A 25,282-nucleotide genomic window follows, 5' to 3' on the forward strand; every position below is an offset into this window, starting at 1 on the left:
AAACTGCCGGTGGGTAGTGTTGTGTGGAGTAAAAATCATGAACAAGCAGTTGTATCGTATTATCTTTAATCAATCCCGCCAGCTGTGGATGGTGGTGGCCGAGATAGCGCGGGCCGGACGGGGACGAACCGGGCGCCGATATCGGTGCCCCTCTTCACCACAGCATCGTTGCCGACTCACTGCGCTACGGTTTGGATTGTTGTTAGCCTTTGGCGGGATTTCGCTCACCGCGCAGGCGGCGATTGTGGCCGACGGACAGGCGCCGGGGCGCCAGCAACCGACGATCATTCGCAGCGCCAACGGCACGCCGCAGGTCAATATCCAGACGCCGGGCGCCGATGGCGTTTCCCACAATACCTACCGTCAGTTTGACGTGGATAAACAGGGGGTTATCCTCAATAACAGCCATCAGGCCACCCAGACGCAACTGGGCGGTATGGTCGCAGGCAATCCGTGGCTAGCCAAAGGAGACGCCAGCGTTATTCTTAACGAGGTCAACAGTCGTGACCCCAGTCACCTTAATGGCTGGATTGAAGTGGCCGGGCATAAAGCCGAGGTGATTATTGCCAACCCGGCGGGCATCACCTGTAACGGTTGCGGTTTCATTAACTCACATCGCACTACGCTCACCACCGGACAGGCGCTGATGGAACAGGGCCGGCTGAAAGGGTTTGATGTCAATCAGGGGGAAGTGCGGATTGACGGGCGCGGCATGGACAGCACACAGCAAAGTTACACCGATATTATCGCCCGCTCCGTGGCGATTAACGCCAAATTACACGCGCAAGACCTGAAAGTGACCACCGGGCGCAATATTGTCGATGCGACGCATCAGCAGATTAAGAAAAAATCGGTTGACGATGAAAAGCACCCAGAGTTTGCGTTGGATGTGGCGGCGCTGGGCGGCATGTATGCCCATAAAATCAGGCTGATAGGCACCGAGGCGGGGGTGGGCGTGCATAATGCCGGTAATATCGGCGCGTCTGCCGGGGAGGTCCATATCACCGCCGATGGCCGGATAGAGAACCGCGGCACCCTCAGCAGCCGTGACGCGTTGCAATTAACCTCGTCTGCCGATGTCACTAACACCGGCAAATTGCTGTCACAATCGGCGGTGAATTTACAGGCGGGCAGCGCGTTAGATAATCAGGGCCGGGTGGAAGCCCGCGGCGATACCACGGTCAACGCAGACACAATACACAGCAGCCATAACAGTGTGTGGGCCGCGGGACTGGATGATAACGGCAACACCACCCGCCCCGGCTCACTGACCTTGACCGCGCAGCACGTTCAGGCTAATGGCAAAAATCTGGCCGCCGATACGCTGGCTATCCACAGCCAACAAATTGACCTGAGCGACAGCCAGACGGCGGCCGGGCAAATTCAACTGACTGCCAGTCAATCGGGCATCAGTACCACTCGCGCTACCGTCAACGCCGACCGTTTTAGCGCGAAAACGCCGGGCCAGTTTAACAACGACGGCGGCCAGTTAGTGGCGCGGGAAATCCACCTCACGACCCCGGATATCTCTAATCTGAAAGGAAAAATTAACCAGACCGGGACCGGTGAACTGGCGCTCCATACCCGCGCCCTGAATAACCGTGAAGGGATGGTGTTCAATCAGGGGAAACTGACTCTCACTACTGATCGGCTCAACAACCAGCAGGGCAACATTGCCAGTCAGGGCGAGGACCTGCATCTGACCGCGCATCAGGCCGATAACACTCAGGGGACAGTGCAACTGGCAGGCAACGGGAAACTGTCGCTCAACACCCAACGGTGGCTCGGCAATCAGGGCAAACTGCTCACCAATGGCGCCCTGACGATACAGGCCGGTGAACTGCAACTCAACCACGCCGAAACTCAGGCCGGGCAGATAACCGTCAACGCCGACACCCTGAGCCATCAAGGCGGCATGATGCAACAACAGGGCAAAGATACGCTGTCCCTCACCACCCGAATGCTGGATAACCAGCACGGCACCCTTGCGGGCAACGGCAACCTGAACCTTAAAGCAACGACCGTCGATAATCGTCACGGCAACATCGTGGCCGCCGAAAAAGGCTCGCTGACACTGACCGTCAAAGACACCCTGGACAATCAGGCGGGCCGGGTGTTAAGCGGCGGGCAATTAACCCTGCGCGCCGGCGATGTTGATAACACCGGCGGGATAATCGCCGCGGACGGTAAAACCACGCTGACCGGCGCCAAGCTCACTAATACTCAGGGACAGATTGCCGGGAATGGCGGGCTGGACATTCACAGCCGACAACTGATAAACCGCGAGGGCACCTTACAATCCGCCGACGCCCTGACTCTGGATACTAACGGGCAGTTACTGGATAACCAGCAGGGCCAGATTATTGGAGAAGGAAAAACCACAATAACCAGCGGTCCACTGGACAATCGCCACGGTCATCTTCAAGGCGGACAGGTGGTTATCGACACCCGGCAGGCAGCGCTGGATAACCGGGACGGCAAACTGTTATCCACGGACACCTTAACCCTGAACACTCACCAGCTCGATAATCGTCACGGGCAGGTGCAGGCGGTGGGCGACACCACACTCAATGTTGACACCCAAATCGATAACACCGGCGGCCTTATCCGTGGCGGTCAGCAATTGACCCTGAACACCGCTCGCCTGATTAACCGCGAGACGGCGCAGACGGATAACGGGGTGGAAGCACAAAACCTGACGGTCAATGCCCAACAGGTGGACAATACCCAGGGCGCTTTACGGGCAGCCAACCATCTGCAAGCTCAGGTGAGTCACACGCTGGAGAATGCCGAGGGGTTAATCTCCGCGGGCAAACAGCTTACCGTAGACGACAAGAGCGGGCACACCTCGCTGGTGATTAACAACCGGCAAGGCACCTTAATTGCCGGGGAACAGGCCACGATTAACGCACACTCTCTGAGCGGTGACGGCCAACTGTTATCGCAGGGCGATATGGCGGTCACTTTAACCGAGGATTTTCATCATACCGGCAACACCGCGGCCAATGGCAATCTGACCCTGAAAACAACCGGCAATCTCCTCAACGACCGCCAGATAAAAGCCGGTCGGGCGCTGCATCTTGACACTCACAATCTCACCAATAGCGCCTCCGGTGAAATTAGCGCCGGGCAAACGCAAATCCAGGCTCACGATACCCTGAGCAACACCGGACTGATTGACGGCGGTTTGACTCATCTCACGGCCAACACCCTGAACAATACCGGCACCGGGCGCATTTACGGGGACCAGCTGGCCCTCCAGACGGGCACATTGAATAACACCGCCCAGGACGGCAAAGCTGCGGTCATTGCGGCACGTGACCGGCTGGACATCGGCACCGGAACGCTCAACAACCAGCATCATGCGCAGATTTACAGCGTGGGCGACATGCGCATCGGCGGTCAGTTGGATAATACCCTGACGGCCACCGGTCAGGCGCGTGAGCTCAATAACCACGCGGCGACGATTGAAGCCGGGCGCCACTTGAAGATTAATGCCGACCGGATTAACAACACCAACGCCGGGTTGGTCACCCAGGTCGTCGAAACGGAAAAGTCTCAGCATCATGACGCGGTACTGAGCGGCCAGACCACCCGTTATGACTGGTCACAGGTGGACACTTCCCACCGCAATAAATACAAAGTGCACGATGCCATCATGCCGGATGGCAGCCGCAGTAATGACTTTTACGAATATCAGTACACCCGCACCGTCAAGGAAACTCAGGTTAAACAGAGCGACCCCGGTAAAATTCTGGCCGGGGGCAATATGACGCTCAACAGTGCGCAGGTCACTAATCACGACAGCCAGATTGTCGCTGGCGGCACGCTCGGTGGTGAAATTGGCGAACTGCACAATATCGCTACTCAGGGAGAACGGATTACCACCGATACGGGCAGTCAGACCCACTGGTATGCTAAAAAAACCAAAAAGAAAAAGTTCGGGTTCGGTGGCACCAAAACCTCGCAGGGGAAAAGCCGCAGCAATTATGACCCGGCCCCCGTAATAGAAACCCTCGACCTGAAAACGCTGGCCTGGCAGGAGAATACCCGTCCACAGGGCACCGATATCACGATTACAGACCGACAGACCAGTCAGATACATTCTGCCCCCACGACGGTCACGCCGGTGAACGGTATCAAAAATCAGCCACTGGTATTGCCCCCGGAGACCGTCAAAGGGCAAACAGTCGATCCGGTGATACGCGTGGTGACCCCCGATACTCGCCTGCCGGATAACAGCCTGTATACCGTGCAGCCGGGCAGCGACAGCCACTATCTGGTCGAGACCGACCCGAAATTTACCCAGTATAAACAGTGGCTGGGCTCGGACTACATGCGGCAACAGTTAACGCACGACCCGGCGCTGGTTCACAAACGCCTGGGCGATGGGTTCTACGAACAGCGTCTGGTGCGTGACCAAATCACCCAACTGACCGGCCAGCGCTATCTGCCGGGCTACAACAACGACGAAGCCCAGTTTAAAGCGCTGATGGATGCCGGTGTCGCTTTTGGCAAACAGCAGCAATTAACGCCGGGCGTCGCCTTAAGCCCGGCACAGATGGCGTTGCTGACCTCGGATATTATCTGGCTGACTAACCAAACCGTGACCCTGCCGGATGGCACTACCGAGGTGGTCACCGTGCCGCAGGTTTATGCCCGCGTCCGTCAGGGCGACCTGAGCAGTGACGGCGCTTTGCTGGCCGGGAATACCGTGGCGCTCAACAGTCAGGGCGATATCACCAACAGCGGCACGATTAGCGGGCGTGACGTCACCCAACTGACGGCCAACAATCTGACCAATAGTGGGTTTATTCGCGGCGGCAAAGTGGATTTGACGGCCCAACAGACGCTCACCAACCGGGGCGGCCAGATTCAGGGCGATGACCGGGTGACTCTGACAGGCCGGGATATCATCAGCGCATCGACCGTGCGCGGGGATGAGGCTAACCGCTGGTTAGACCGTCCAGCGGGCATCTATGTGCAGAATGATAAAGGCGCCTTATCGCTGAGCGCCATTAACAATGTCCAATTAACCGCCAGTGACGTCAAGAATGCCGGTAAATACAGTCACACCGAGATAACCGCAGGCCATGACCTGACGCTGGACGCCTTAAGCACGCGCCGTACAGAACAGGGCAACTGGGGGAAAGATAACTATCGCCATCTGACCCAGCAACAAGATATCGGCAGCCAGATAACCGGCGCCGGTGAGGTGACCCTGCAAGCCGGGCAGGATTTGAACGCCACCGCCGCCCACGTCAACGCCGGTCAACAACTGACGGCGCAGGCCGGCAATAACCTGACGCTGACCACCGGGACGGCTTCATCCGATTTAGTGGAGCACAGTAAACAAACCAGCAAAGGCTGGCTGTCGAAATCGTCAGTGGAAACCCACGACGAAGTGCATGACCGGCAGGCTCTGAGCGCCACATTCAGTGGCGATAAGGTCAATCTCCAGGCAGGTAAAAACTTAAATATCAGCGGCAGCAATGTCGCCGGTACGCAGGATGTCAACCTGAACGCCGGTCATCAGCTCACCGTCACCACCGCCGCGGAAGCACACGATGAAACCCATTTGCGGCAGGAGAAAAAATCCGGCCTGATGGGGACCGGGGGGATTGGCTTCACCTTAGGCAAAGCCAGCCAGAAAGTCACCACCGACAGTGACAGCCAGCTGAGTAAAGGCAGCACGGTCGGCAGCAGCCAGGGCAACGTCACCCTCAACGCGGGGGAACAGCTCCGGGTTCACGGCAGCGAGGTGATTGCCGGTAAAGACCTGACGCTGGCCGGTCAACAGGTCGATATCACCAGCGCGGAAAACCGCCATCACACCACGACAAAAACCGAACAAAAACAGAGCGGCTTAACCGTGGCGCTGAGTGGCGCCGCCGGGGGTGCCGTCAACAGCGCGGCGCAAACCGCCAGAGCCGCTCGCAATGAAAGTGACCCGCGAGTGAAAGCCCTGCAAAACACTCAAGCCGCCTTGAGCGGGGTACAGGCCGTGCAGGCTGGCCGACTGGCGGAGGCTCAGGGCAGTGACGACAAAGGCAATAACAATCTGGCCGGGGTGAGCCTGTCCTACGGGCGTCAATCTTCCCGTTCAGAACAGCAGCACCGCCAGACCACTCAACAGGGCAGCCATCTCGCTGCCGGGGATAACCTGACCATAACCGCCAAAGGGGATGGCAAAGGCGCATCAGGCCAGCATGGCGATATCCGTATTCAGGGCAGCCAGTTACAGGCGGGTAAAGACCTGCAACTGCATGCTAACCGGGATATTCAGCTCTCCTCCAGCCAGAACACCGAACAGACTACCGGTAAAAACAGCAGCCTCGGCAGCTCGTTGGGCGTGGGCCTGACTGCGGGGCCGGGGGGCACCGGCCTGAACGTCTCAGCCAATGTCAGTCGGGGCACCGGCCGTGAAAACGGCAACGGCGTCAGTCACACTAACACCACGTTACAGGCGGGACAGACCGTCGGGCTGAACAGTGGCCGGGATACCACGCTGAAAGGGGCCCAGGTCAGCGGCGAGCAGATTACCGCCGAGGTAAAACGTCATTTGACATTAAGCAGCGAGCAGGACAGCCAGCGCTATGACAGCCAGCAACACAACGCCAGCGCGGGCGTCAGCGCCGCCGTGGGCCCCCTCACCCACGGCACCGCGAGCCTCAATGCCAGCCGCAATAAACTCCACAGCAACTATGACAGCGTGCAGGAGCAGACCGGGTTGTTTGCCGGCAAAAGCGGCTATCAGGTTAACGTCGGCGACCACACCCAACTGGACGGCGCGGTGATAGCGAGTCAAGCCGATAAAGCCAACAACACCCTGAACACCGGAACGCTGGGCTTTAAAGATATTAAAAATCAAGCGGACTTTACTGTTGAGCAGCAAAGCGCGGGCGTCAGCCTCGGCCAACCGACCGCCGGTCAGGTCCTGAATAATCTGGCGGTCAATGGGCTGAGCGGTTCCAATAACCAGGGCCATGACAGCAGCACCACGCACGCCGCCGTCAGCGACGGCAACCTGATTATTCGGGATAAAGCGCACCAGACGCAGGATGTCGCGACCCTCAGCCGCGATACCGATAATGCCGCCAATGTCCTGAGTCCGATATTTGACAAGGAAAAAGAGCAGCAACGGCTGAAACAGGCGCGACTGATTGGCGAAATCAGCGCCCAGATGACCGAGATAGCCAGTACGGAAGGGAAAATTATCGCCACCAAAGCGGCGAAAGCGAAGCTGGACCATATCAGTGAACCGGACAAAGCGGCAGCCAGAAAAAAACTGGTCGACAGTGGCAATCCACACCCGACTGCGGCGGATATTAATAAGCAAGTTTATGACACCGCTTACACACAGGCACTGAATGACTCGGGCTTTGGGACCGGCGGAACCTATCAGAAAGCCCTACAGGCGGCTACGGCAGCGATTGAGGGCTTAGCGGGCAACAATCTCGGTCAGGCGCTGGCCGGGGGCGCTTCACCGTATCTGGCGGGCGTGATAAAAGAGCTGACCACCGACCCGAAAAACCATCAGGTGGATATCGCCACCAACACGCTGGCCCATGCGATTTTAGGCGCGGTGGCGGCGGAAGTGAGCGGTAACAATGCCCTGTCAGGGGCAGCCGGTGCCGCTTCGGGTGAACTGGCGGCTCAGGTCCTGATTAAGCAGCTTTACGGCGACGGGGCAAAAGTCAGTGAGTTAACGGAAGAGCAGAAGCAAACTATCAGCACCCTTTCCACCCTGGCGGCAGGACTGGCCGGCGGCATTGCTGGTGACTCCACCGCCAGCGCCGTTACCGGGGCTCAAGCCGGGAAGAACGCAGTCGATAACAATCACCTAAGTGTGGAGAAGAATCAATCGCGCAGTGAGGAACTGGTTAATTGTCAGGGTGATAGCAGTTGCCGCTCTGCCGTTAGGGATAAATATCGGCAGGAGTATGACAAGGTTCAGGAACGGATAGCAACGTGTTCAGGCGCTGACCAGTGCGTTGCTGTTGCCAAAGAACTGCGGGCATTGCAAGGTGATTACAGCGCACGAATAGGCGAAATTCAGGAAAAAGCCAGAATGCAGGGGCTGGATTCCCTTACGCCGGCAGAAGTGCGGGAATGGGCAGATTTACGGGGTGCCATGTCAAATATTGACGCATCACGGAATTTGGTGCTCCATCGTGCCCAAGTCACCGGCGGTTCAGAAGAAACGACCCAGGAAATCGTGAAGATTATGGGGCAGACGGGAATTGCGGCGTCTGCGGGGGTGGCCGGTGGGATTAGTAAGGCAGGTAAGAGTGCCATCAATGCAGCCCAAGGTCAGCAGGTTAATACCGAAAAAGGGAAGGAAATCTCTACTGTCAATGGATATAAAATTTCAAACGGTGCTGATAATGTAATTGCTAAAACAAATTTAGATCACCCAATTGTTCAATCTCGTATCAATGTTCAAAATGGTGACTCTAAGGCTGGTTGGGAGCATGTTATTAAACGTCATTTTTCTGGTAAAGATAACGCGAGTCAATTTACTATCAGTCAGTCTGAAGTGAAAAATATCCTTAAGAGTTCAGAAGTTACAAAAATACCTATTAGTAATACTCGTATTTCAATTAATAAGACAACTGGTCAAAAAGAGATTCTTTATGAACGAGTAATTACTTTTGATAGAAATATAGGTGTCGATAAATTTAGTGATGGAAAACCAACAAATACTATGACAATTCTTACAGATAAACATGGTAATTTGATAACAGCAACTCCGGGAAAGATGTAATATGAATGTAGATGAATTAGCAAAAAAGATGTTGGTTGATTTTAAGTTGTTAGAACAAAACAATATTATCCCTTTTTTAAAAAAAGAGTTTGGGGTTGTTAATTCAGCTTATTTCTTAGGTCAGGGTATAGATCAAAGTGTAGATATTTATACTTATCTTGTTAATGGTAAGTATGTTATTGAATTTGATGTATCTAGAATGGATAACACCATAACTAAAAATGAAATTATATCTGTAGAGGAGTATGCAAAAACAATACAAGGTAAAGGCAAAACAAAAAAAGATGCCCGTGATAACTTAAAAATTGTTATGGAAAAAGCCAATAAAATCAATTAATAAATTTTATGTATTAAAAAGCCTTGTTCTGTTAGAGCAAGGTTTTCTTGATTTATGGATGTGTATTGACCTAGGTAGGAGTAAAAATCACAAATGTGGGGTTGGTTTCTGTCGAGGGTCATTTAACCTTTTACCTGAACTGATCTCTCTGTGAACCTCCGGAGAATATGTTAAAATGAGTATCGGGGTTACAGGGAATATGATGAACAATGAAGAAGAACACTACGCCAACATTACATGATGCTATTTTTAAGCAGTTTCTGACGCATCCAGATACGGCCAGAGATTTTCTACAGTTCCATTTACCACTAACTCTGCTGAAGGTTTGTGATCTGAATACGCTGCAACTGGTATCGGGAAGCTTCATTGAAGACGATCTGCGGCCATACTACAGTGACGTTTTGTATTCACTGAAAACGGGTAAGGGTGACGGTTATGTATACTGTCTGATTGAACATCAAAGCTCGCCTGATAAACACATGGCTTTTCGGATGTTGCGTTATGCCATTGCTGCCATGCAACGTCATCTTGATGCTGGTCATAAAACATTACCGTTGGTGATACCCGTACTATTCTACCAGGGAAAGATCAGTCCGTATCCGTATCCGATGAATTGGCTTTTGGAGTTCGATGATCCGGAACTTGCCGGCGAGCTGTACAATAAAGATTTTCCGCTGGTTGATATTACCGTTATTCCGGACGACGAAATAATGAAACATCGTCGTATGGCTGTGCTCGAAATGTTGCAGAAACACATTCGCCAGCGTGATCTGACCGAGCTGCTTGACCAGCTGGTAACATTGTTACTGGAAGGATATACCACGCAGGAACAACTGATATCTGTGATAAACTATATGCTGCAGGCGGGAGAATCTCACGATCCGGCTGCTTTGCTAAACACTCTGGCATCACGTGTGCCACAGCATGAGGAAGCTCTGATGACTATCGCTGAAAAACTCCGCCTCGAGGGCGAACAACGCGGGATTCGGAAAGGGATTCAGTTGGGTGAACAGAAAGGACGTGAAGAAGGCGTGCTGCTGGGTAAACTCGACGTTGCCCACAGCCTTCTGAAAATGGGGATGCCTCGCGAGGCTGTTCTCGAAGCGACTGGCTTATCTGAAGACGAGTTGGCGCAGATCCGTCATTGATTCTGACACCAGAAGGAATCCCATTAAGAGCGTCAGCCGCAGCAACTAACGTCCTTTTTATTAATGTGTTCATTGGTCGCGCTAGGAATAGCCGTTACTGGCTATTCCTAGCGCGACCTTTAATCAAAACGGGTAACTCTCTTCTTTTCAAATCGAAGTGTCAGATCTAATCTGAACTAATACACCACTCACAAAATACACGGGCCCATACATCAAAAGAAACTTTTACCGGGCCTCGGGAAGGGGAAAAATCAGCTCTAATGAGTATCGAACACCCTGTCGGCAATAGTTTATGCCTTTAAACCGGAAAACCATCCAAAAATTTTCCGGTTTCATTTGAAAAAACTATTTTATTTCGTTTTTCAAAGCCCTACGGTGACATTCACCACTCGCTTTTTCATGCAGAGTAAACAACATCGGTAATAGAGAACTCAACGCCTCTAGGCTATGCCCGAGCTGACACAAACTCTCTGGCGTAAATTCATGGATGTTATTACTGGCAAACGACAACATTGAGTCACCAAGAAAAGTTACACCATGACACATGCCCATAGTATTTTCTTTGGATGATTCAATTAACTGACACAGTACAGTATAGCTAATACATGAAAAATCCAGTGATGCAATTGCATCCGACATGGCAGACCATAAGATATCCAGATCAGGTATATTACTGTCGTCGAGAATGTCTGGGATGCTACTGTGCATAATATTGCTTCTCAATTGATTTAGAAAAAATTAAAACCAAAGAAAAGTCTGTAAGCAAGGTATGTGCTTCGGTTTCTACATTAGATTGCGCGTTAAATGTATAACGCTTTGAGTATGAGGATATGTTACTATTCATATTAGCCATAGCATTAGTTCCGATAATGTTGTGGTCAGACGCTCTGATTGTGTTGCTTCACTTTCAGAGCGTTGCTTTTATGGCTCCTATAGCAGCCACCATATTTTTTCTCTTCGAGATCAATATCCCTTCCTTCTTTTCTGATAACGGGAAGGCCAGATTTCATCAGGCTTCTGTCCCAATGCATTCGCAATGATTGTCTCACCTTTGTGCCAAGGACGCTGTAAAGCATTGGATAATGTTGACGATGCCAGTCCAGCTTCCCGAGAAACGGCAGCCAATGACGTTCCTTTCTTCCTTAATGCAGCAATAATATCGGCCGGGTGCCAATCTTTTTTCTCCACAAGAATTCTCCAAGCAGGTATAACTATTTAATAACATTGTAAAACAAAAAGTAACTTCGCTGCTTTAAGCTCTGCTAATGGTATGTTTTACTTCAATCTATATTTCAATTACTCTAAAAAGATATCAGTGCAGATAATCCTTGGAGGATCATTCACTGCTGTAGATTATCGTTCTATAAATAGAAAATTTCAACCATTATTTTCTATTTATAGATATTACTGATCTTTAAATAGAAATTCATTCGTAAAAAGGAAAATATGAACAATAAGACTAACGAAGCTTCTTTCCTTGAAGAAGGAAAAGAAACCTTTAAAAACAGGTTAAAACAGCTTCTTAAAGGAAGGAGTCTTCGAGCTGTTTCAACAGAATGGCAAATACCTTATTCGACGTTAAATAACTACTTCGATAAAAAGACACTACCATCTCTATATGTAGCTCAGAAAATCGCTAGAATAGAAGGTGTTTCTTTGGAATGGCTAGCTTCTGGGACTCCGAATGAAAAACCTACTGATGATTCTCAAAGAGACGACACAGGCTATGGATATGATGAACTAAAAACAGCATGGTCCCTCATTTTAGATTCTCTTGATGTCAAAGAAGCAAAAACATTAATTAATTTAATGCATAGAAAAGGTATTGAAGGGATATTAACCATGATCCATGAAAAGCAAGATATCGAAGAACTTATTGATAAGCTTAAAATTAGATCAAATTTGAAACAAGCAATCAAAGTAGCTCTTGATGGGAATGAATCAACAGATAAAGAAATTTTGCGTTACATTACTACCCTGATAAGTCAAGAAAAAAATTAAACACCGTCAATTAGTGATCATAATAGTGTAGAGCTAAGCACAAGGTATAGAATGACGATACCTTTCAATTCTCGCTTAATCAGGCTAAATAGCCAATTAAGAATGCAGTACACTTAAGAAGCAGCACGGAGAAATGAGTGTGCGAGTATTAAAACAATTGGATAGAACACCCAAAGAATAATTACCAACCTGGCAAGCTAACGAAAAAAGCAGCACTCAACGATAACAGGACGCTTTGTTAACGTACCTGTACGTTCAGCCAGATCAAAAGCAGCCTTAGCTCGACGCATGCCTTCAATTTTGCGCTCTTTTACGGACATTTGCTTAAGTTCAGAAATTCGGCGTTTTGATTGCATAACCTTCCCCTATCATCACTCAGTACTACAAGCTATAAGAACCAAAAATCTGTGTTTTTTGATGTTCACAATGCTGAGAAACCACATGACTTAAAGCTTTCCTATGAATGTACCTTCTGTCAAGACAAAAGATGTACTATTATAGTACTAACAAATGCCAATATATAGGATTTCCGTATACTAATTTTTTCCTTTTAATTAAGAAGAACGAGAAAACCCCTGTTGATTTCTCAACAAGGGTTTATCCCAAATATTTTTCGGCATCAGCAGCATGATTTCCATCATCTGTGACCCTAGCACGTTGCTGGCAGCAATAGCCACAATCAGCAACAGGGATCCTACAGCAACAAACAGATAGCGTCAAACACCCTACTGTTAAGGCAAAAAACCATCAATATGCTATTGACATCTTTCTCTTCTCTGGTAGCATAAGCATCGACAACGCTCGCTACCTTCCTCCGGGAACGTAAGCGGGCTTTTTTTATGGAATTTTAATCATGGTTCATATCCCCTACGCAAAGTCGCATCGCAAACCTATAGACCTTATTAGTGATTGGGACTAAATTTCAAAGATAAAGCATTAGCCGAACACATATTATCATTTATCAGCTATTATCGTTTTAAAATTTATCTATTCCAGTTCATGTATCAAGATGAAGAAGGAAAAAAACAATTTCGTGATGGCATTTTTTTTGAAAACGGCCTTGATATTTATCGTTTCGATGAATCATTACGCAATTACATATTTCGCATAATTTCTCGACTCGAAATAAAATTTCGTAGTAGGCTAGATCACACTATATCAGAATATACAGATGATCCATTTTGGTATCTCGACGATAAAAACTTCTTTAATAAAAAAGAAAAGAAAATAAACTTATTACGTTCAAAGTTATCAAATTCATTTACATCTTGTAATGAAAAATATGCCACTCATTATAAGGAAAAGTACTATAATGAGAAAAATGATAATTATAAATCCCTACCCCCTTTTTGGATTATCGGTGAATTAGCAACATTGGGAAATATATTTGTTATTTACGATTGCTTGGACAAACGTCGTTTTCAAATATCAGAACGAGAAAACATCCTTAACAATTTATCCAAAGAATTTGGCGTAAAAAAATTTGAAACGCTGGTTGGATGGATTAGTGGATTAAGAGATGTAAGAAACAAATGTGCACATCATAATCGTCTTTGGAATTCAAATTTAAGAGCCCCAGCAGAAATTATCCCACACCTTTCTATACCTCCAACTAATAACAATCGTATCTATGTTTTTCTTGCAACCCTTCACCATTTAAGCAAAATCTTAAAACTGGGCGTAAACGTGGGCCAAGATATTCACACTTTAACACATGAATTCCCAAGAGTAATACCACTGTTACATTCTGCTGGTTTTCCAGAAAGCTGGAATACAGATCCATTCTGGGAACTTTAGAGTTATCATATATTTTGGCGATGCAAAAATATCTTAATACATGGTTAAAATTTGCCAATAATACTAAAAGAATATCCTTTACATCCCATATTAACTTGACAAACGAAAAGGTAAGCTGAGTTACACATATCTTACCAACCAAAAAATTTGTACCTATATATGTCATAATGATTAAAAATATGACTACCCATCTTTCGTTAAATAAGCGTTATACACAGTTACACCGCTGATGTTGGTTCGCCAACCCCGCTCACCAACTGCTTTCATTCACCCGACCCTTTGATGGGGTCAGGTGAATGAACTTTATCAGCTGTGCAAATGTGCATAACACACAACTCGTTTTACAATTCATACCATAGACGCCGCTTAAATTTTTGGCTAACCTAACCAAGAAATAATTATGTTATTTATAAATACCATCTCAACAAGAGGCTACTCAATGACTGACAATCATGACACACAACGTACAATACGTGCTCAAATTAGGGGAGCAAAAGTTGCTGGAATTTATCTCAACTTATGCCAACGTTTACGTACCTGGGATGCAAATTGTGTTACTAAAGCCCACAAACATAATCTCCCTGGCTGGGTGGGACACTTGCCAATTTATTTATTTGTTGGCAGTTCAGCTATTGCATTACTCCTGAGTTCATTAGCTATAGCAGGAATAATTATACTAATTTTCGGGCTGTTGTTAGGACTTTCACAGACTAACAAGGAAGAAACATTACATCTTTCAAACACCCCAAAAGATGAAAATGGCTACCGGAATGGCTATGAAGGTTATGGATACTACATGGGGGGATTTAGAATGGACTCCGATGACAACTAAAAGCAGGGTCTTAGCCAAGCCTCGCTTTTTTCTTAAGATGTTATTGATTTATTTTGTCAGTTTATTCCCAGCAACTCCACCGACTTTTCCCCCCGAATCTTGTGCTTGTTTTACTCCGTTACCTAACATTCCAGATATTACTGTTCCACCTTTAATTCCCGCCCAAGACAAAGCACTCATCCACAATGCCGGCAGCACAATAAACATCGTCCCCATCACAAAACTCATAATGATATCGTCTGTGCTATTCTGAAAACCGGCCATATTCCAGCGGCTGTGCGTATCTGAACCGTACAATGCCTCCAGTAACCAGCTGTCCAACCAGCGTGCCAATTCCCACCAGAATGTCAAAAAGTTCAGCGCAAACATGACAAAGGTCAGCGTAATGACCGTCTTATATTCGTAGACAGCAAATACTATAATCAGGGGTAATATGATAGTCACCGCCATCAATATAACAGCCTGCACCATCGGTAATGCCTGGCGCATTGCATCAAACGCCGGAAAGGCCGCCAGACTTCCCAACGACACCCCGCCCAATGAGGCTATCCGGCCCACCGAATTCATCAGGGTAAAATCTGCGTTACCGCCGTAGCCTGCATAGACATGTCCCCCTTGAGATGCGGTCAAATTTTCCGGGCTCACCAGACGCCGTATCACCGCTTCTTTGTATTCTGACGTCTCTTTGCCCATCAGTTTCAATGCTGCCGATAGCCGAAACCACATGCCTGGCTCAACCTGAGCCATCACCCGTTTTTCCAATCCTACCTGACTGTCTGACCACCATTCCTTACAGGTCGGATATCCCCCCTGCCCCGTATTAGCCAAACCGTCATCCCGGTGCGGTTTCCAGGGAAAATCCGACCGGGGCGTTTTTGACTGAAGCACATCATAATAACCCGCACTATTCAGAAACGTTTTTGACCCTAACCATTCAATATCCCGTAATACCGCTTCATCCAAAGTTCTTCCCTCGTCCCGACGTTTCCACTGATACAATGCCAGCGCATAACAGTCATGGGTGAAATCCTGTAATATCTGCGCCAGAGCCGGATTATTAATTCGCGTATGCTGGACCTCAAAACGCAGTTGCCTCAGGTCGGGACGGCAGGGAAGAGAAGCTATTGATGCCTGAGTCACCCCTTTGGAAATCTGATGAACCAGTATCCACCAAACCGGAGCCGCCGCTGTTTTACCATCCAGCGACGATATCACGGACGCATAGCCCGTTTCAGCCGGTTTCGGCGTCCAAGTACCGCAACTTTTTGCCCGCGAGTCATCATACGTAATGGTACTCAGACTCACATTGACCAACGGCACACAGCAAGCAATCATCACCAAGAAAGCGCCATACAAGGTGTTTTCAATCCGGGTCACTGAGAGCAGGCCCTTATTTCCTTCATCCTCCCCTTCTTCCCGGACTTTCAGCCAGATACCTATCATTTTGAATGTCAGCGGCAGCACAAATAACCCGGTGGCCAGCAGCACATTCCACAAGCCGTTATTCACCATCCAGCCCAGCAGGGTCAGAAAATATTCCAGATAGCTGTAAGTTGTCATGACGGCTCTCCGGAGACGAAGAACATGGCATACTCACAACATCCCACAAATCCCAGCAAAATGAGTACAATCCGTTTCAGAGCCGCTTTCTGTGTTAACGGCAATGGGGATCGCCAAAGCTGCCACATGAAACAGGCAATAACACTGTACATGGCCAATCGCCAGACCAGCCAGCCGTAACGGGTCGTGTACATCCAATGTTGTAAGGCATTGAACTGAGACGGATACGCCAAGCCAACTGCGGCAACAAGTAACATGCCCCCCATCATCAACGTGACGATTAACCCTCGCCTGAAATTCTGTTTCAGTCTCACGCTCAACCTTTGTGTAGTGCCAGCAGGTACCCGGATTTCACTTTGCTCAGACATCATTATTGTCCTTCGCGCCCTTTCGGCGGCACGGACAAGGTGTGAATACGGCTGTCGGTATTATCGATGGATTGCCGTTGCAGATTCATTTCAACCCGATTTTGTTCACGCTCAAGCGTGGTCAGCGCGGTATTTTGTGCAATCGCCCGGCGCAACTCCATTTCATTCTTCAGGGCAGTAATTTCTCTGTCCAGTGTCGCAATACGACGATCACTCTCTGCCATAGCCTGCGCCTGCGCAGCGGCATTCGGTTCTGCCTGCCCGGTCATCAACATTCGCCGCATAGTGAGCGCAGTCTCAATGGTGTCTGCCATCGCTAACTCACTGGCCAACCGACTCACCAGCGCACCACTGTCCGGATCACGTTTCAGGGCCTGGACAACCCCGCGAGTCACCGCCAAGCTACCCGTTTTGAGTTTTGCCAGATTGACTACAGTAGGCGCATTTTCCCCGCTGACCAGTTTCATCAATTGCTCAATGTTGGTTCTGGTCGCCTCTTCCAGCATCGGCGCAAACCCCGTCCCGGCGACACTTGCACCCGGCTGGTCTTCGGTACCGCCACTGGTACACTGACGACTGTCCGTACAGGTACGAACCGAACGATCACCTAACACCCTGACGACCGCGGCGGCGGCTTCTTCACTGTTCTTGAATTTCTGGCAAGCAGCGCCATTACATTGGGTGCGGTTGACATTGGCATGGCTATTCGCCGGCAGGTTGTTCATCATATTGAAGCCGGCTTTTGCCAGATCCCGGATAGGCTGAATGGCTTTCTGCCCTTTTCCTCCCCGTTTTTCACCCCCAATCCAATTTGAACCTTGTGTACCGTCCGCAACCTCCATTTTTTGTGTCGTGCCGACCGCGTCACCATTGCCGGTATTCACCAGCGTTTTGTATTCCTCCATCAACGCCGCTTTAGTCCATTTACTGCTATCCGAGAAATCCATCATACGCTGTGACATGTTCTGGCAACTCAGTTGTGATTTGTCGAACGCAATACCTGCCTGTAACACCCCGTTGGTCAGCATTTCATATAATCCCGGATTAGCACGCTGGATAACCATTGCCGGCAAACTGGCTACGGCCCCAGTAGCCCCCTGTATTACTTCCCCCATCAGGTTTTTAAACCCCGAAGTCAGGCCATTAAGCTGATTCCCTACCGTCGTTTTTAAATCAAAGTGACCGCACATCAGGTCACTGCTCCAACCGAGGTTTAATCCGCCCAGATGTTGCAGATGACTGCGGGTCGCCGGCTGCGATATCACGGATCCGCCACCTATGTTGTAAAACAGCTTGTCCGATACCGCCCCATTCAGGCTTTTCCCGTAACCTATCGGGCTGTCAGCAATGGCAAAACCTGCCGCCTGAACAACAGGAGCACGCATAAACGCCAGTGCTATCAATACAGGCAAAAATAATCGTTGTCTCATCCCATGATCCCAGTCTCAAAAATCGGTACTGTAGAGAAAAGTCTGTCCACGTCGCTGACAACAACTATAGGGTTGCCACAATGCAAAGACATAATTCCCGTCCTTTGCCGCTTCCCCGCTGTTATCCGGAAAAACAGCACAAGATGCGCTCATTTTCGGCGCTATACGTTGCCATTGATGATTCTGGCTACCCGTATTTTCGACTACTTCGCCGGGTGGCCAGTAACCCTGTTTACGGTTCCCTTGCAGGGATTGATAAACATGCCCCTGCCCAGTACGGGTGATAATGTCTGCTACCCGTTGCGCTACTACCGCAGCCGCTTTATTATCATCCTGTTGTGTCACAAACCCGCTTCGCGGATAAATATTGCCCCACATATTGCCCCGAAATGAATCACCCAGTTCACGTTTACCCGGAATAAGCGCCTCGGGATAAAATGATTCCGGCATACCGGTCCGCCAAACCAGGCTATCCAGAGTACTCAAAAAGTAAGGCATAAAAGGCGTGGCGGCACTTTTACACGCATACCCCGAAATTCTTCCACCCATCATGGCAGTTGCCGGATGCCCAATCGCATCGGCATATTTAAAATGCAGATTGTTTTTTCGGTTGCCTGGGATTTTCAGCTGATGATTACCGCCGCCCACGGCTATCCCGGAAAGTGCTCTCGTTACGACATTTTCCACGCCGTCAACAGTCTGGCTGACCGGCGACATTTCTCTCCAGGGATTACCGCCAGGCGCGTTATAGACGGAGACCACGGCCTGAGGAATAAAATGTTCCACTTTCACCGAGGTACGCACCTTGCATCCCCAGGGAGAACACAGCAGCCAGTAACAGAGACCTTTTATCCGCCAGCTGATGCACGATACCGACGCGGCACTGGCCACAATCTGGGCCGTATTCACACTGGCAACGGCCACGGGTGCCAGAACAACCGTTAGCAGCAAGACCATGCCGAACTTTTTCAGCCGGGAATGCCATGTTAATGACGGTAAATCCGGAGATTTCATGGCTGTTTTTCCCGCTGATAGGTATCCCAAAGTAACCGGGCCTGTCTGACGTCTGTCGTACCGTACACAACAGAACCATCATCAAAAACCACTGCCGGGAACTTCTTAAGGCCCAGAGTCCAGGCATTCAATAACCCCTGGTAAGCCTGACTGATATATTGCCCCTGTTGATGCCACGATGGAGACTGCAAAATCTGACGGGCCTGTTTGACTGCCTGTTGAGGATCAGCCGATAACTGACCGAACAGTTGTGCTTGCCGCTGTTCGGCCTCATCAAGGTACACAACCCGGACACGTTGATCAGCATTGCGTGGGGGATGGCTTGTATCGGTATATATCACTGTGCTGGCAAACACGGATACCGGCATTAACAACGGCAAAAGTGTCCAGAATACCCTGATATTCATAGCCTACACTCCTGCATGGATAAGATATCCTCATCACGCACATCTGCCTCTTCCCCAGAGATCAGACCACGGGCACGGTCCAGTCTTCGCGCCACAACAAAGGCGGCATCCAATTCGCTGCAATGAAGCGCTTTCATAATCGCCCTGCGCTCTGCCTTTTCCTCTTTCTCCGTCATACCCAGCGCCAGATACACACTGGGTGGCACCACCCGAAACAACGCCTCCACTTTTTTCGACAACACCACGCCTTCGGTATAACAGCCCGGGAGTTTGCTGGCTGACAGCAACACCGATTTTTGTTCTTCAGACAGCTTTTTAAAACGCGCTATCTGTTCGACTTCATCCGGCGGCATTGTCAGACACAACCACCACTCCGCCATATTCAGCATTTTCTCCGCACTATCCGAATAGTCCGCCAAATTCTGAGTAGCCAGCCACAACCAGGCGCCCAGTTTTCGCCACATCTTGACCACTTTGGTCATGTAGGGCGACAACAGCGGATTAGTGGTCAGTATATGCGCCTCATCCACCACAAAATTAATCTCCCGGTCCTCAAACTGGTCACGCTCCGCCCTATTGTTGATGGTATTGACCAGAGACACCATCGCCAGCGACATCTGGGTGCCATACCCTTCACGCGCCAACGTACCGAGGTCAATCAGCGTCACATCGGCTTCTGGCCACGGAGTTCCCGGCCGATTAAACAATTCCCCCTCAAAACCACTGGTGAACATTGACATCGCCCCCGCCATCTCTTCGGCACGGGCACGACGCTGTTCGGTACGTAATGATCGCCCCTGTTCATCCCGCCGGCTGTCCCGGGCAATGACAGACAATGCCTTTTGCAGATCTTCCGCTATCATCTGTCGGCCATCGTCAGCGCTCGCTTTTGCCGCCATCATGATAGCTTCGCGGATCATGCCCCGATCCGCCCGCGTCAGACGTTCTTCCTCTTTCTTCTCCCCGCCGGTGATCATCATGCGGGCCGCAATTTCCATTTCACCCAGAATATCGCGCTGCTCATCGTCCCCGTCGTCTTCAATTTCCTCTGCCGGCTTTTCACCCGCCAAATCCAGCTGAGAAGATGTCATTTGAAGCAATTGGCGAGCATCAGCAAACAGCGCCAGACTGACCCCACAGCCCGGTTTAATGCTGATTTTGTTGACACTCAGCCCCAGACGTTGACAGTAATCGGCAAACAGCCCAAAACTGTTGCCCGCTTCCGCCACAAATAACCGGGGACGGTGCACCGCCATCAGCTGCGATAAACTCGCACAGAGCGTAGCCGACTTCCCCGCGCCGGTCGGCCCGAACAGCAACAGATGCGCATTCTGGGTACGGTCATGTTTATTTTGCGGATCAAAGGTCAGCACATCACCGCCCCGGTTAAAAAAGCTCAGACCCGGGTTACCGGTGCCGGTCGCCCGCCCTGTCACGGGCAACAACCCGGCCACATGCTGCATCCAAGTCAACCGGGTATACCAGTGATGCTTGTCTCGTTGCGGGTTAAAACACATCGGTAAGGCACGCAGATAACCGTTTAACGGCGCGACGTCGCATTCGGGTTTGACCGGCTGCAACCCCGCGACCAACAGGGTTGCGACCAGTTGCTGATGCCGACGGTTCAACTCGTCAACATCAGCCCCCTGTAACAAAAAAGTCAGTGCAGAACGGCACAGTTTATGTCTCAGCCCCAGATGCGCCTTAGCTTCTTTTACGTCTGCGCGTACTCGCCCTGATTCAGTATTTTCTCCCATTGCATTTTTTGACAACCGGTCAAAATCCCGTTCCAGTGTATCCTGCGCCGGTATGACAACGGTCAGTGAAACAAGGGTACCTGAGGGTAATAAATCCATCAGCGCATTAATATGTTCACCCCGGGCCATTTCACCGGTCAGCGCTCCCGGTTCTGGAGGGCGACGCAGCCGTTCAACCGGTACCGCCCGGTGAGCAATATTATCAAACCACCATATACCGTTTTTCACGTCAGAACGCGGCGGGGTAAACCACAAAGTTTCCGTGAAGTCATTATCCGGACGCAATTCACCCACCTGCCGGGCCGCATAGCGGGCCTCCCAATATAGCGTCGCTTTATTAATCCAGTCTGGAGCGGGATTAAACAACCGCAGTAACCAGTGATGAACCTGTTCACCATCTTGTCGCTCACACAAAATGCCGGCGCTGGCCAGCGAGGCCGTTAGTCGGTTACAGACCTGATTAAGCAACGCTGCCGGTGACAGAGCCTCCTTCTGGCCTGCCGGGACCCAGCGATAAACGACCATTCGGGTACGGCGTTGCTGTCCTCTCCAAGGTTGACCGGTAACCAATGTGTCGTTAAACAGCCCTTCAGGCCGGGCAATGCTTCGCAGATGACGTTCAGTCTCAGCCAGCCACGTTTCGGTAAAGGCTGTGCCCTGTGCCCAGGGCTTGATATATTGACGAAGCTGCATCAGCGATGACGACGAGTCATCTTCATCCTGACAAAAAAACTGTACCACCCAGGGAGAAATATCTTCTTCCTCCAGGCTGTCCTGCAACGCATCCTCCACCTGGTCACGGATCTCTTCCAGACGAGCAGCGGGGCGTCCTTCTGTCGGGACCGGAGAGACGGTATAAACCGCCCCGACTGACAGACCGTCATCCAGCAACAGACACTTTTCCTCGTCCAGGTATTCTGCCCAGGGCAAATAATCAATGATAGACGGTGAAGGGTTATACAGTGCCGCTTCATCAGCGTGCGTCATTTTGCTAGGCCGCCTCAAAGGTTCACGCCCAACAACGGTGGAAGGCGACGGTAGTATGACCTCAGTTTCACCCAAAACTTCCGATAGATTACTCCGTTTACGCAAGCGGGCTTTATTCAACAGCGACCACATCACAATGCCACCGTCCGCTCACCCGGCAGAGCGTACTGCACCTGACTGTAAAACGAAAACACCGTGCTATATCCCGGCACAGGCGAATTTCCCGCAACCAAATGGGGAAAGAGATACATCACCATGTCCGGATTGGGTAGCCGTGGGAAGGTTTGACTGATTTCATTTTCCTGCGTACGGCTATAACTTTCCGTGTAATTCAGAGTAGCCTGCTGTTCCCGTTCGTTCAGCTCCCGGCGCAGTGTTTTACGGGCCTCCATCGTAATTCGTGACGACGAGACTTTCCCCTGCCACAGAGCTAGCATTGTGCTATCGCCCGGTGGAAGCATCTCTTCTTTAGACGTGCTGCAACCGGTCAGGATCGTTATCACCACCAACATCACTATTTTTCGCGCTTTATTCATACTCGTTTTCTCAGTCCAAACCATCACGGACCTCCTGTCCAAGACCAAAGTTATATTTCACCCTGCGTCCCTGTCCTTCATAATCAATCGGTATTTGCTGAGTAATGTGCACTGCTACTCTGGCACCCGGTGTTACGTAAACGACATCAAAAGTTTGGCCGTAACGGGCTTTGACCCATTCCGACACGGCTTTAAATCCTCCGGCAGCAGCTTGTCCCAAAACCGCTTTACCGGCATCCCCGGTCAGTGATGACGTCGCGCCGCCATAACCGTTAGTCTGGGTGGTAAGCTGACTCTGTGACAACACATCACCCGCCGCTGTACCGCCAGAAAGAGCAAATAAGGTTGGTAAGTAACTGGCTGCATTGGATTTCCGTGTCCCGCTGATACATGGAATACCGTTATCGTCAGACAACCAGCCGATACTGCCGCCATGATTATCCTGAACGTGATAACTGCCATCGATGCGATTATCCGATTTCGGCACGGTTCTGACGGTGCCGTCTGCAAAGACAAAGGTTAAGGAGGTGACATTGCCGCGCACGCAAGACAAGGTCCAGTCACCGGTAGCTGTACCCGAAATAATCGCCCCTTCCACATCCGGCAGTTCAATGCCGTTGGCAGTCAGGTTATCTTTACCAATCAGTACCTTAAAAGGATACGGGTCAGTGACTTTGTCATTCACCGGCACCCGGCCTAATAATGCGGTCATCGCCTGGCTGCCGACCAGCGTCGTATTTTCGGGCAGGGTATAAACGGGCCGGATAGTCTCGTTTGTATCACCCTCGGTAATGGCTTGCTGATTTTCAGTCATACCGTCATATTCCAGTTTCTGACGGCTCAATGTATTATCTTCCAGAAATGACACGGGAAAACGGGGAGTCGCTGGCTGCCCGCTCATTGCAACCTGTGAGTCAGCCGGTAACACGTCCTGTGGGGTAATCCAGACCAGCCTGTCCCCGTCTGAGGTCGTATTCTGGCCGGTATCGTCCAATCCTAATCCCAGCGGAATCTCACGCTCAACCAGAGGGGTGTTTGTACTCATGCTTTTATTGCCTAACTGACGGGTCAACTGATCAAGTCGGCTGAACAGCGTTTGCTGCTCCGCTTTCAATACCTGCTGTTGCTTTTCTGTTTCCTCACGGGTGCCCGCTACCGCCTGGTTAATCTGGTCAGTCATGCTCTGACTGCCGTTGCGCCATTTCTCATTGTCCGCCAGTAATTGTGCGTTTTGTTTTTCCAGTGCCGCCTGCTGAACACGGATACTGCGCAAAGCTCCAATCAGGGTGCGCAACGTGTCTTCCGGGGTGTCTCCCTCAATACCTAATGTACGTAACTCCCCAGGAGACAGTTCTGCCAGAGCCTGATGATTCACTGTCTGGCTGACAGGAATCTCTGATTGCCGACAACTCTTGATACCCACCGCCAGCCCTGCAATAACAAAAATAGGCACCACCCACTTCACCAGACCGTTTGACTTAATTTGCATGGGGATTTCCTTGTTGCTTCATCGGCGTTTTTGACCTCACCGGTTCTGGCAGAAAGGCACGGTCAGGCCGACCTTTCACCACCAAATAGACGGTAGTCGTGTCTTCTGGCGTGCCTGACGGCCCTAGCCAGCGATGTTGGAAAGTCGCCGCAATGAATTTCCCCTGCAACATACGTGGGTCAAGTACCACATTCTCATGGTGCGTATTACGTACTTTCAGTGCCACTACATTTAAGTTATCCACCCCCCAGGCCCCCAATGGAGAAACCATCACGGATGCAGAGGGGTACACCGTTGTCAGCAGTGCAGGTAATGCTAGCGACACAGGATGAATACCTGGTGCCGCCTCCACTGTACGCAATGGTGCATATAGACTCTGCGCAGCATAACGGGTCAGGACCACCGGCAGCGGAGCCGTGTAGGACCGTTTTTGACGCCGGGCAGCCTGACGCTCACCGGCAGGAGAGGGAGACGTTGCTGACGTGTTATCCCCTTTGGCACTGTAGTGAGCCTGGTCGTTGTCCGTCAGCGTGGTCACGTCCCCGTGGTACACCACACGAACCGGCTCAAGGAGACTTTTTCCATTGGTGGCGGTCACATCCAGCAAAATCATTTCACCACTTTCCACATCCTGAAGTTGCAGCCGGGTCTGAGCAAACGTTTCACTCGGATACAAATACACTGCACCACCGGTACTTTGTACCCGCAATTTGCCATTCAACATCCCGGGAAAACCCACCCGGACATTTTTATCCACAAAAACTACCCGCTCCTGCCCAACATGCAGGGCAACCGGCAGCGGGATACGCTCCCACTTCATCAACTCCACGGCCTCAACAGGCGAAACCATCA

The 25,282-nt window shown here is 50.4% G+C and carries 18 protein-coding genes and 1 pseudogene; 6 read left to right on the forward strand and 13 right to left on the reverse strand.

The features are described from left to right. Nucleotides 1-37: 37 nt before the first annotated feature. From B0X70_RS20960 to B0X70_RS20970, 3 genes and pseudogenes are all read left to right on the forward strand, one after another. Nucleotides 38-7,852: pseudogene (locus B0X70_RS20960) on the forward strand (two-partner secretion domain-containing protein); the annotation flags it as partial. 916 nt (nucleotides 7,853-8,768) lie between these two features. Continuing rightward, nucleotides 8,769-9,104 carry a hypothetical protein gene (locus B0X70_RS20965; protein WP_217470285.1) on the forward strand — a complete coding sequence of 112 codons (336 nt, stop codon included), beginning with the start codon at nucleotides 8,769-8,771 and terminating at the stop codon, nucleotides 9,102-9,104. Between the two features lie 209 nt (nucleotides 9,105-9,313). Then, the gene (locus B0X70_RS20970) at nucleotides 9,314-10,252 is read left to right on the forward strand and encodes an Rpn family recombination-promoting nuclease/putative transposase (RefSeq protein WP_036807898.1); all 939 of its coding nucleotides are present in this window, start codon (nucleotides 9,314-9,316) and stop codon (nucleotides 10,250-10,252) included. Nucleotides 10,253-10,597: 345 nt separating this feature from the next. On the opposite strand, the gene B0X70_RS20975 is transcribed toward B0X70_RS20970, so the two are convergent. Together B0X70_RS20975 and B0X70_RS20980 are read right to left on the reverse strand one after the other, a co-directional pair. Then, a complete protein-coding gene (locus tag B0X70_RS20975) occupies nucleotides 10,598-10,960 on the reverse strand; it encodes a hypothetical protein (protein WP_217470286.1) in 363 nt (120 codons plus the stop codon). A gap of 255 nt (nucleotides 10,961-11,215) precedes the next feature. Beyond that, on the reverse strand, nucleotides 11,216-11,440 hold the full coding sequence (locus B0X70_RS20980) for a helix-turn-helix domain-containing protein (protein WP_021324429.1): 225 nt from the start codon (nucleotides 11,438-11,440) through the stop codon (nucleotides 11,216-11,218). A 258-nt stretch (nucleotides 11,441-11,698) separates the two neighbouring features. On the opposite strand from B0X70_RS20980, the gene B0X70_RS20985 reads away from it, so the two are divergent. Next, nucleotides 11,699-12,253 (forward strand): helix-turn-helix domain-containing protein, encoded by a 555-nt coding sequence (locus tag B0X70_RS20985; protein WP_110086622.1) that lies wholly within the window; start codon nucleotides 11,699-11,701, stop codon nucleotides 12,251-12,253. 197 nt (nucleotides 12,254-12,450) lie between these two features. On the opposite strand, the gene B0X70_RS20990 is transcribed toward B0X70_RS20985, so the two are convergent. Together B0X70_RS20990 and B0X70_RS25635 are read right to left on the reverse strand one after the other, a co-directional pair. Next, nucleotides 12,451-12,609, reverse strand: coding sequence for a hypothetical protein (locus B0X70_RS20990; RefSeq protein WP_021324431.1), 159 nt, complete (start codon nucleotides 12,607-12,609; stop codon nucleotides 12,451-12,453). Between the two features lie 198 nt (nucleotides 12,610-12,807). Then, nucleotides 12,808-12,939: a hypothetical protein gene (locus B0X70_RS25635; RefSeq protein ID WP_256448157.1), complete on the reverse strand. Its 132-nt coding sequence runs from the start codon at nucleotides 12,937-12,939 to the stop codon at nucleotides 12,808-12,810. A gap of 223 nt (nucleotides 12,940-13,162) precedes the next feature. Between B0X70_RS25635 and B0X70_RS20995 the strand changes: the two genes are divergently transcribed. Together B0X70_RS20995 and B0X70_RS21000 are read left to right on the forward strand one after the other, a co-directional pair. Further along, entirely contained in the window at nucleotides 13,163-14,050 is an 888-nt protein-coding gene (locus tag B0X70_RS20995; protein ID WP_217470287.1) for an Abi family protein, read from the forward strand. Between the two features lie 439 nt (nucleotides 14,051-14,489). After that, nucleotides 14,490-14,882 carry a hypothetical protein gene (locus B0X70_RS21000; RefSeq protein ID WP_217470288.1) on the forward strand — a complete coding sequence of 131 codons (393 nt, stop codon included), beginning with the start codon at nucleotides 14,490-14,492 and terminating at the stop codon, nucleotides 14,880-14,882. A 48-nt stretch (nucleotides 14,883-14,930) separates the two neighbouring features. Here the strand turns inward: B0X70_RS21000 and B0X70_RS21005 are convergent, their stop codons facing one another. The 9 genes from B0X70_RS21005 to B0X70_RS21045 are packed head-to-tail and all read right to left on the reverse strand — an operon-like array spanning nucleotide 14,931 to nucleotide 25,280. Then, nucleotides 14,931-16,442: a conjugal transfer protein TraG N-terminal domain-containing protein gene (locus B0X70_RS21005; RefSeq protein WP_217470289.1), complete on the reverse strand. Its 1,512-nt coding sequence runs from the start codon at nucleotides 16,440-16,442 to the stop codon at nucleotides 14,931-14,933. Beyond that, nucleotides 16,439-16,813, reverse strand: a complete 375-nt coding sequence (locus B0X70_RS21010) for a hypothetical protein (RefSeq protein ID WP_217470290.1) — start codon at nucleotides 16,811-16,813, stop codon at nucleotides 16,439-16,441. The genes B0X70_RS21005 and B0X70_RS21010 overlap by 4 nt, the downstream gene beginning before the upstream one ends. Further along, a complete protein-coding gene (locus B0X70_RS21015; protein ID WP_214039714.1) occupies nucleotides 16,813-18,240 on the reverse strand; it encodes an integrating conjugative element protein in 1,428 nt (475 codons plus the stop codon). Before B0X70_RS21015 ends, B0X70_RS21010 begins: the two co-directional genes overlap by 1 nt. A gap of 15 nt (nucleotides 18,241-18,255) precedes the next feature. Next, complete coding sequence (locus B0X70_RS21020; RefSeq protein ID WP_217471783.1) at nucleotides 18,256-19,197, reverse strand: TIGR03756 family integrating conjugative element protein; 942 nt, start codon at nucleotides 19,195-19,197, stop codon at nucleotides 18,256-18,258. Nucleotides 19,198-19,250: 53 nt separating this feature from the next. Then, nucleotides 19,251-19,661 (reverse strand): TIGR03757 family integrating conjugative element protein, encoded by a 411-nt coding sequence (locus tag B0X70_RS21025; protein ID WP_217470291.1) that lies wholly within the window; start codon nucleotides 19,659-19,661, stop codon nucleotides 19,251-19,253. Next, nucleotides 19,658-22,540 (reverse strand): conjugative transfer ATPase, encoded by a 2,883-nt coding sequence (locus B0X70_RS21030; RefSeq protein ID WP_246593354.1) that lies wholly within the window; start codon nucleotides 22,538-22,540, stop codon nucleotides 19,658-19,660. The genes B0X70_RS21025 and B0X70_RS21030 overlap by 4 nt, the downstream gene beginning before the upstream one ends. Then, a complete protein-coding gene (locus B0X70_RS21035) occupies nucleotides 22,537-22,941 on the reverse strand; it encodes a TIGR03751 family conjugal transfer lipoprotein (RefSeq protein ID WP_040150391.1) in 405 nt (134 codons plus the stop codon). Before B0X70_RS21035 ends, B0X70_RS21030 begins: the two co-directional genes overlap by 4 nt. Nucleotides 22,942-22,951: 10 nt before the next feature. Continuing rightward, complete coding sequence (locus B0X70_RS21040) at nucleotides 22,952-24,430, reverse strand: TIGR03752 family integrating conjugative element protein (RefSeq protein WP_217470292.1); 1,479 nt, start codon at nucleotides 24,428-24,430, stop codon at nucleotides 22,952-22,954. After that, nucleotides 24,420-25,280, reverse strand: a complete 861-nt coding sequence (locus tag B0X70_RS21045) for a TIGR03749 family integrating conjugative element protein (RefSeq protein ID WP_246593546.1) — start codon at nucleotides 25,278-25,280, stop codon at nucleotides 24,420-24,422. Before B0X70_RS21045 ends, B0X70_RS21040 begins: the two co-directional genes overlap by 11 nt. Nucleotides 25,281-25,282 lie beyond the last annotated feature (2 nt).

This window comes from Photorhabdus akhurstii, from assembly GCF_019090985.1.
Taxonomy (GTDB): Bacteria; Pseudomonadota; Gammaproteobacteria; order Enterobacterales; family Enterobacteriaceae; genus Photorhabdus; species Photorhabdus akhurstii.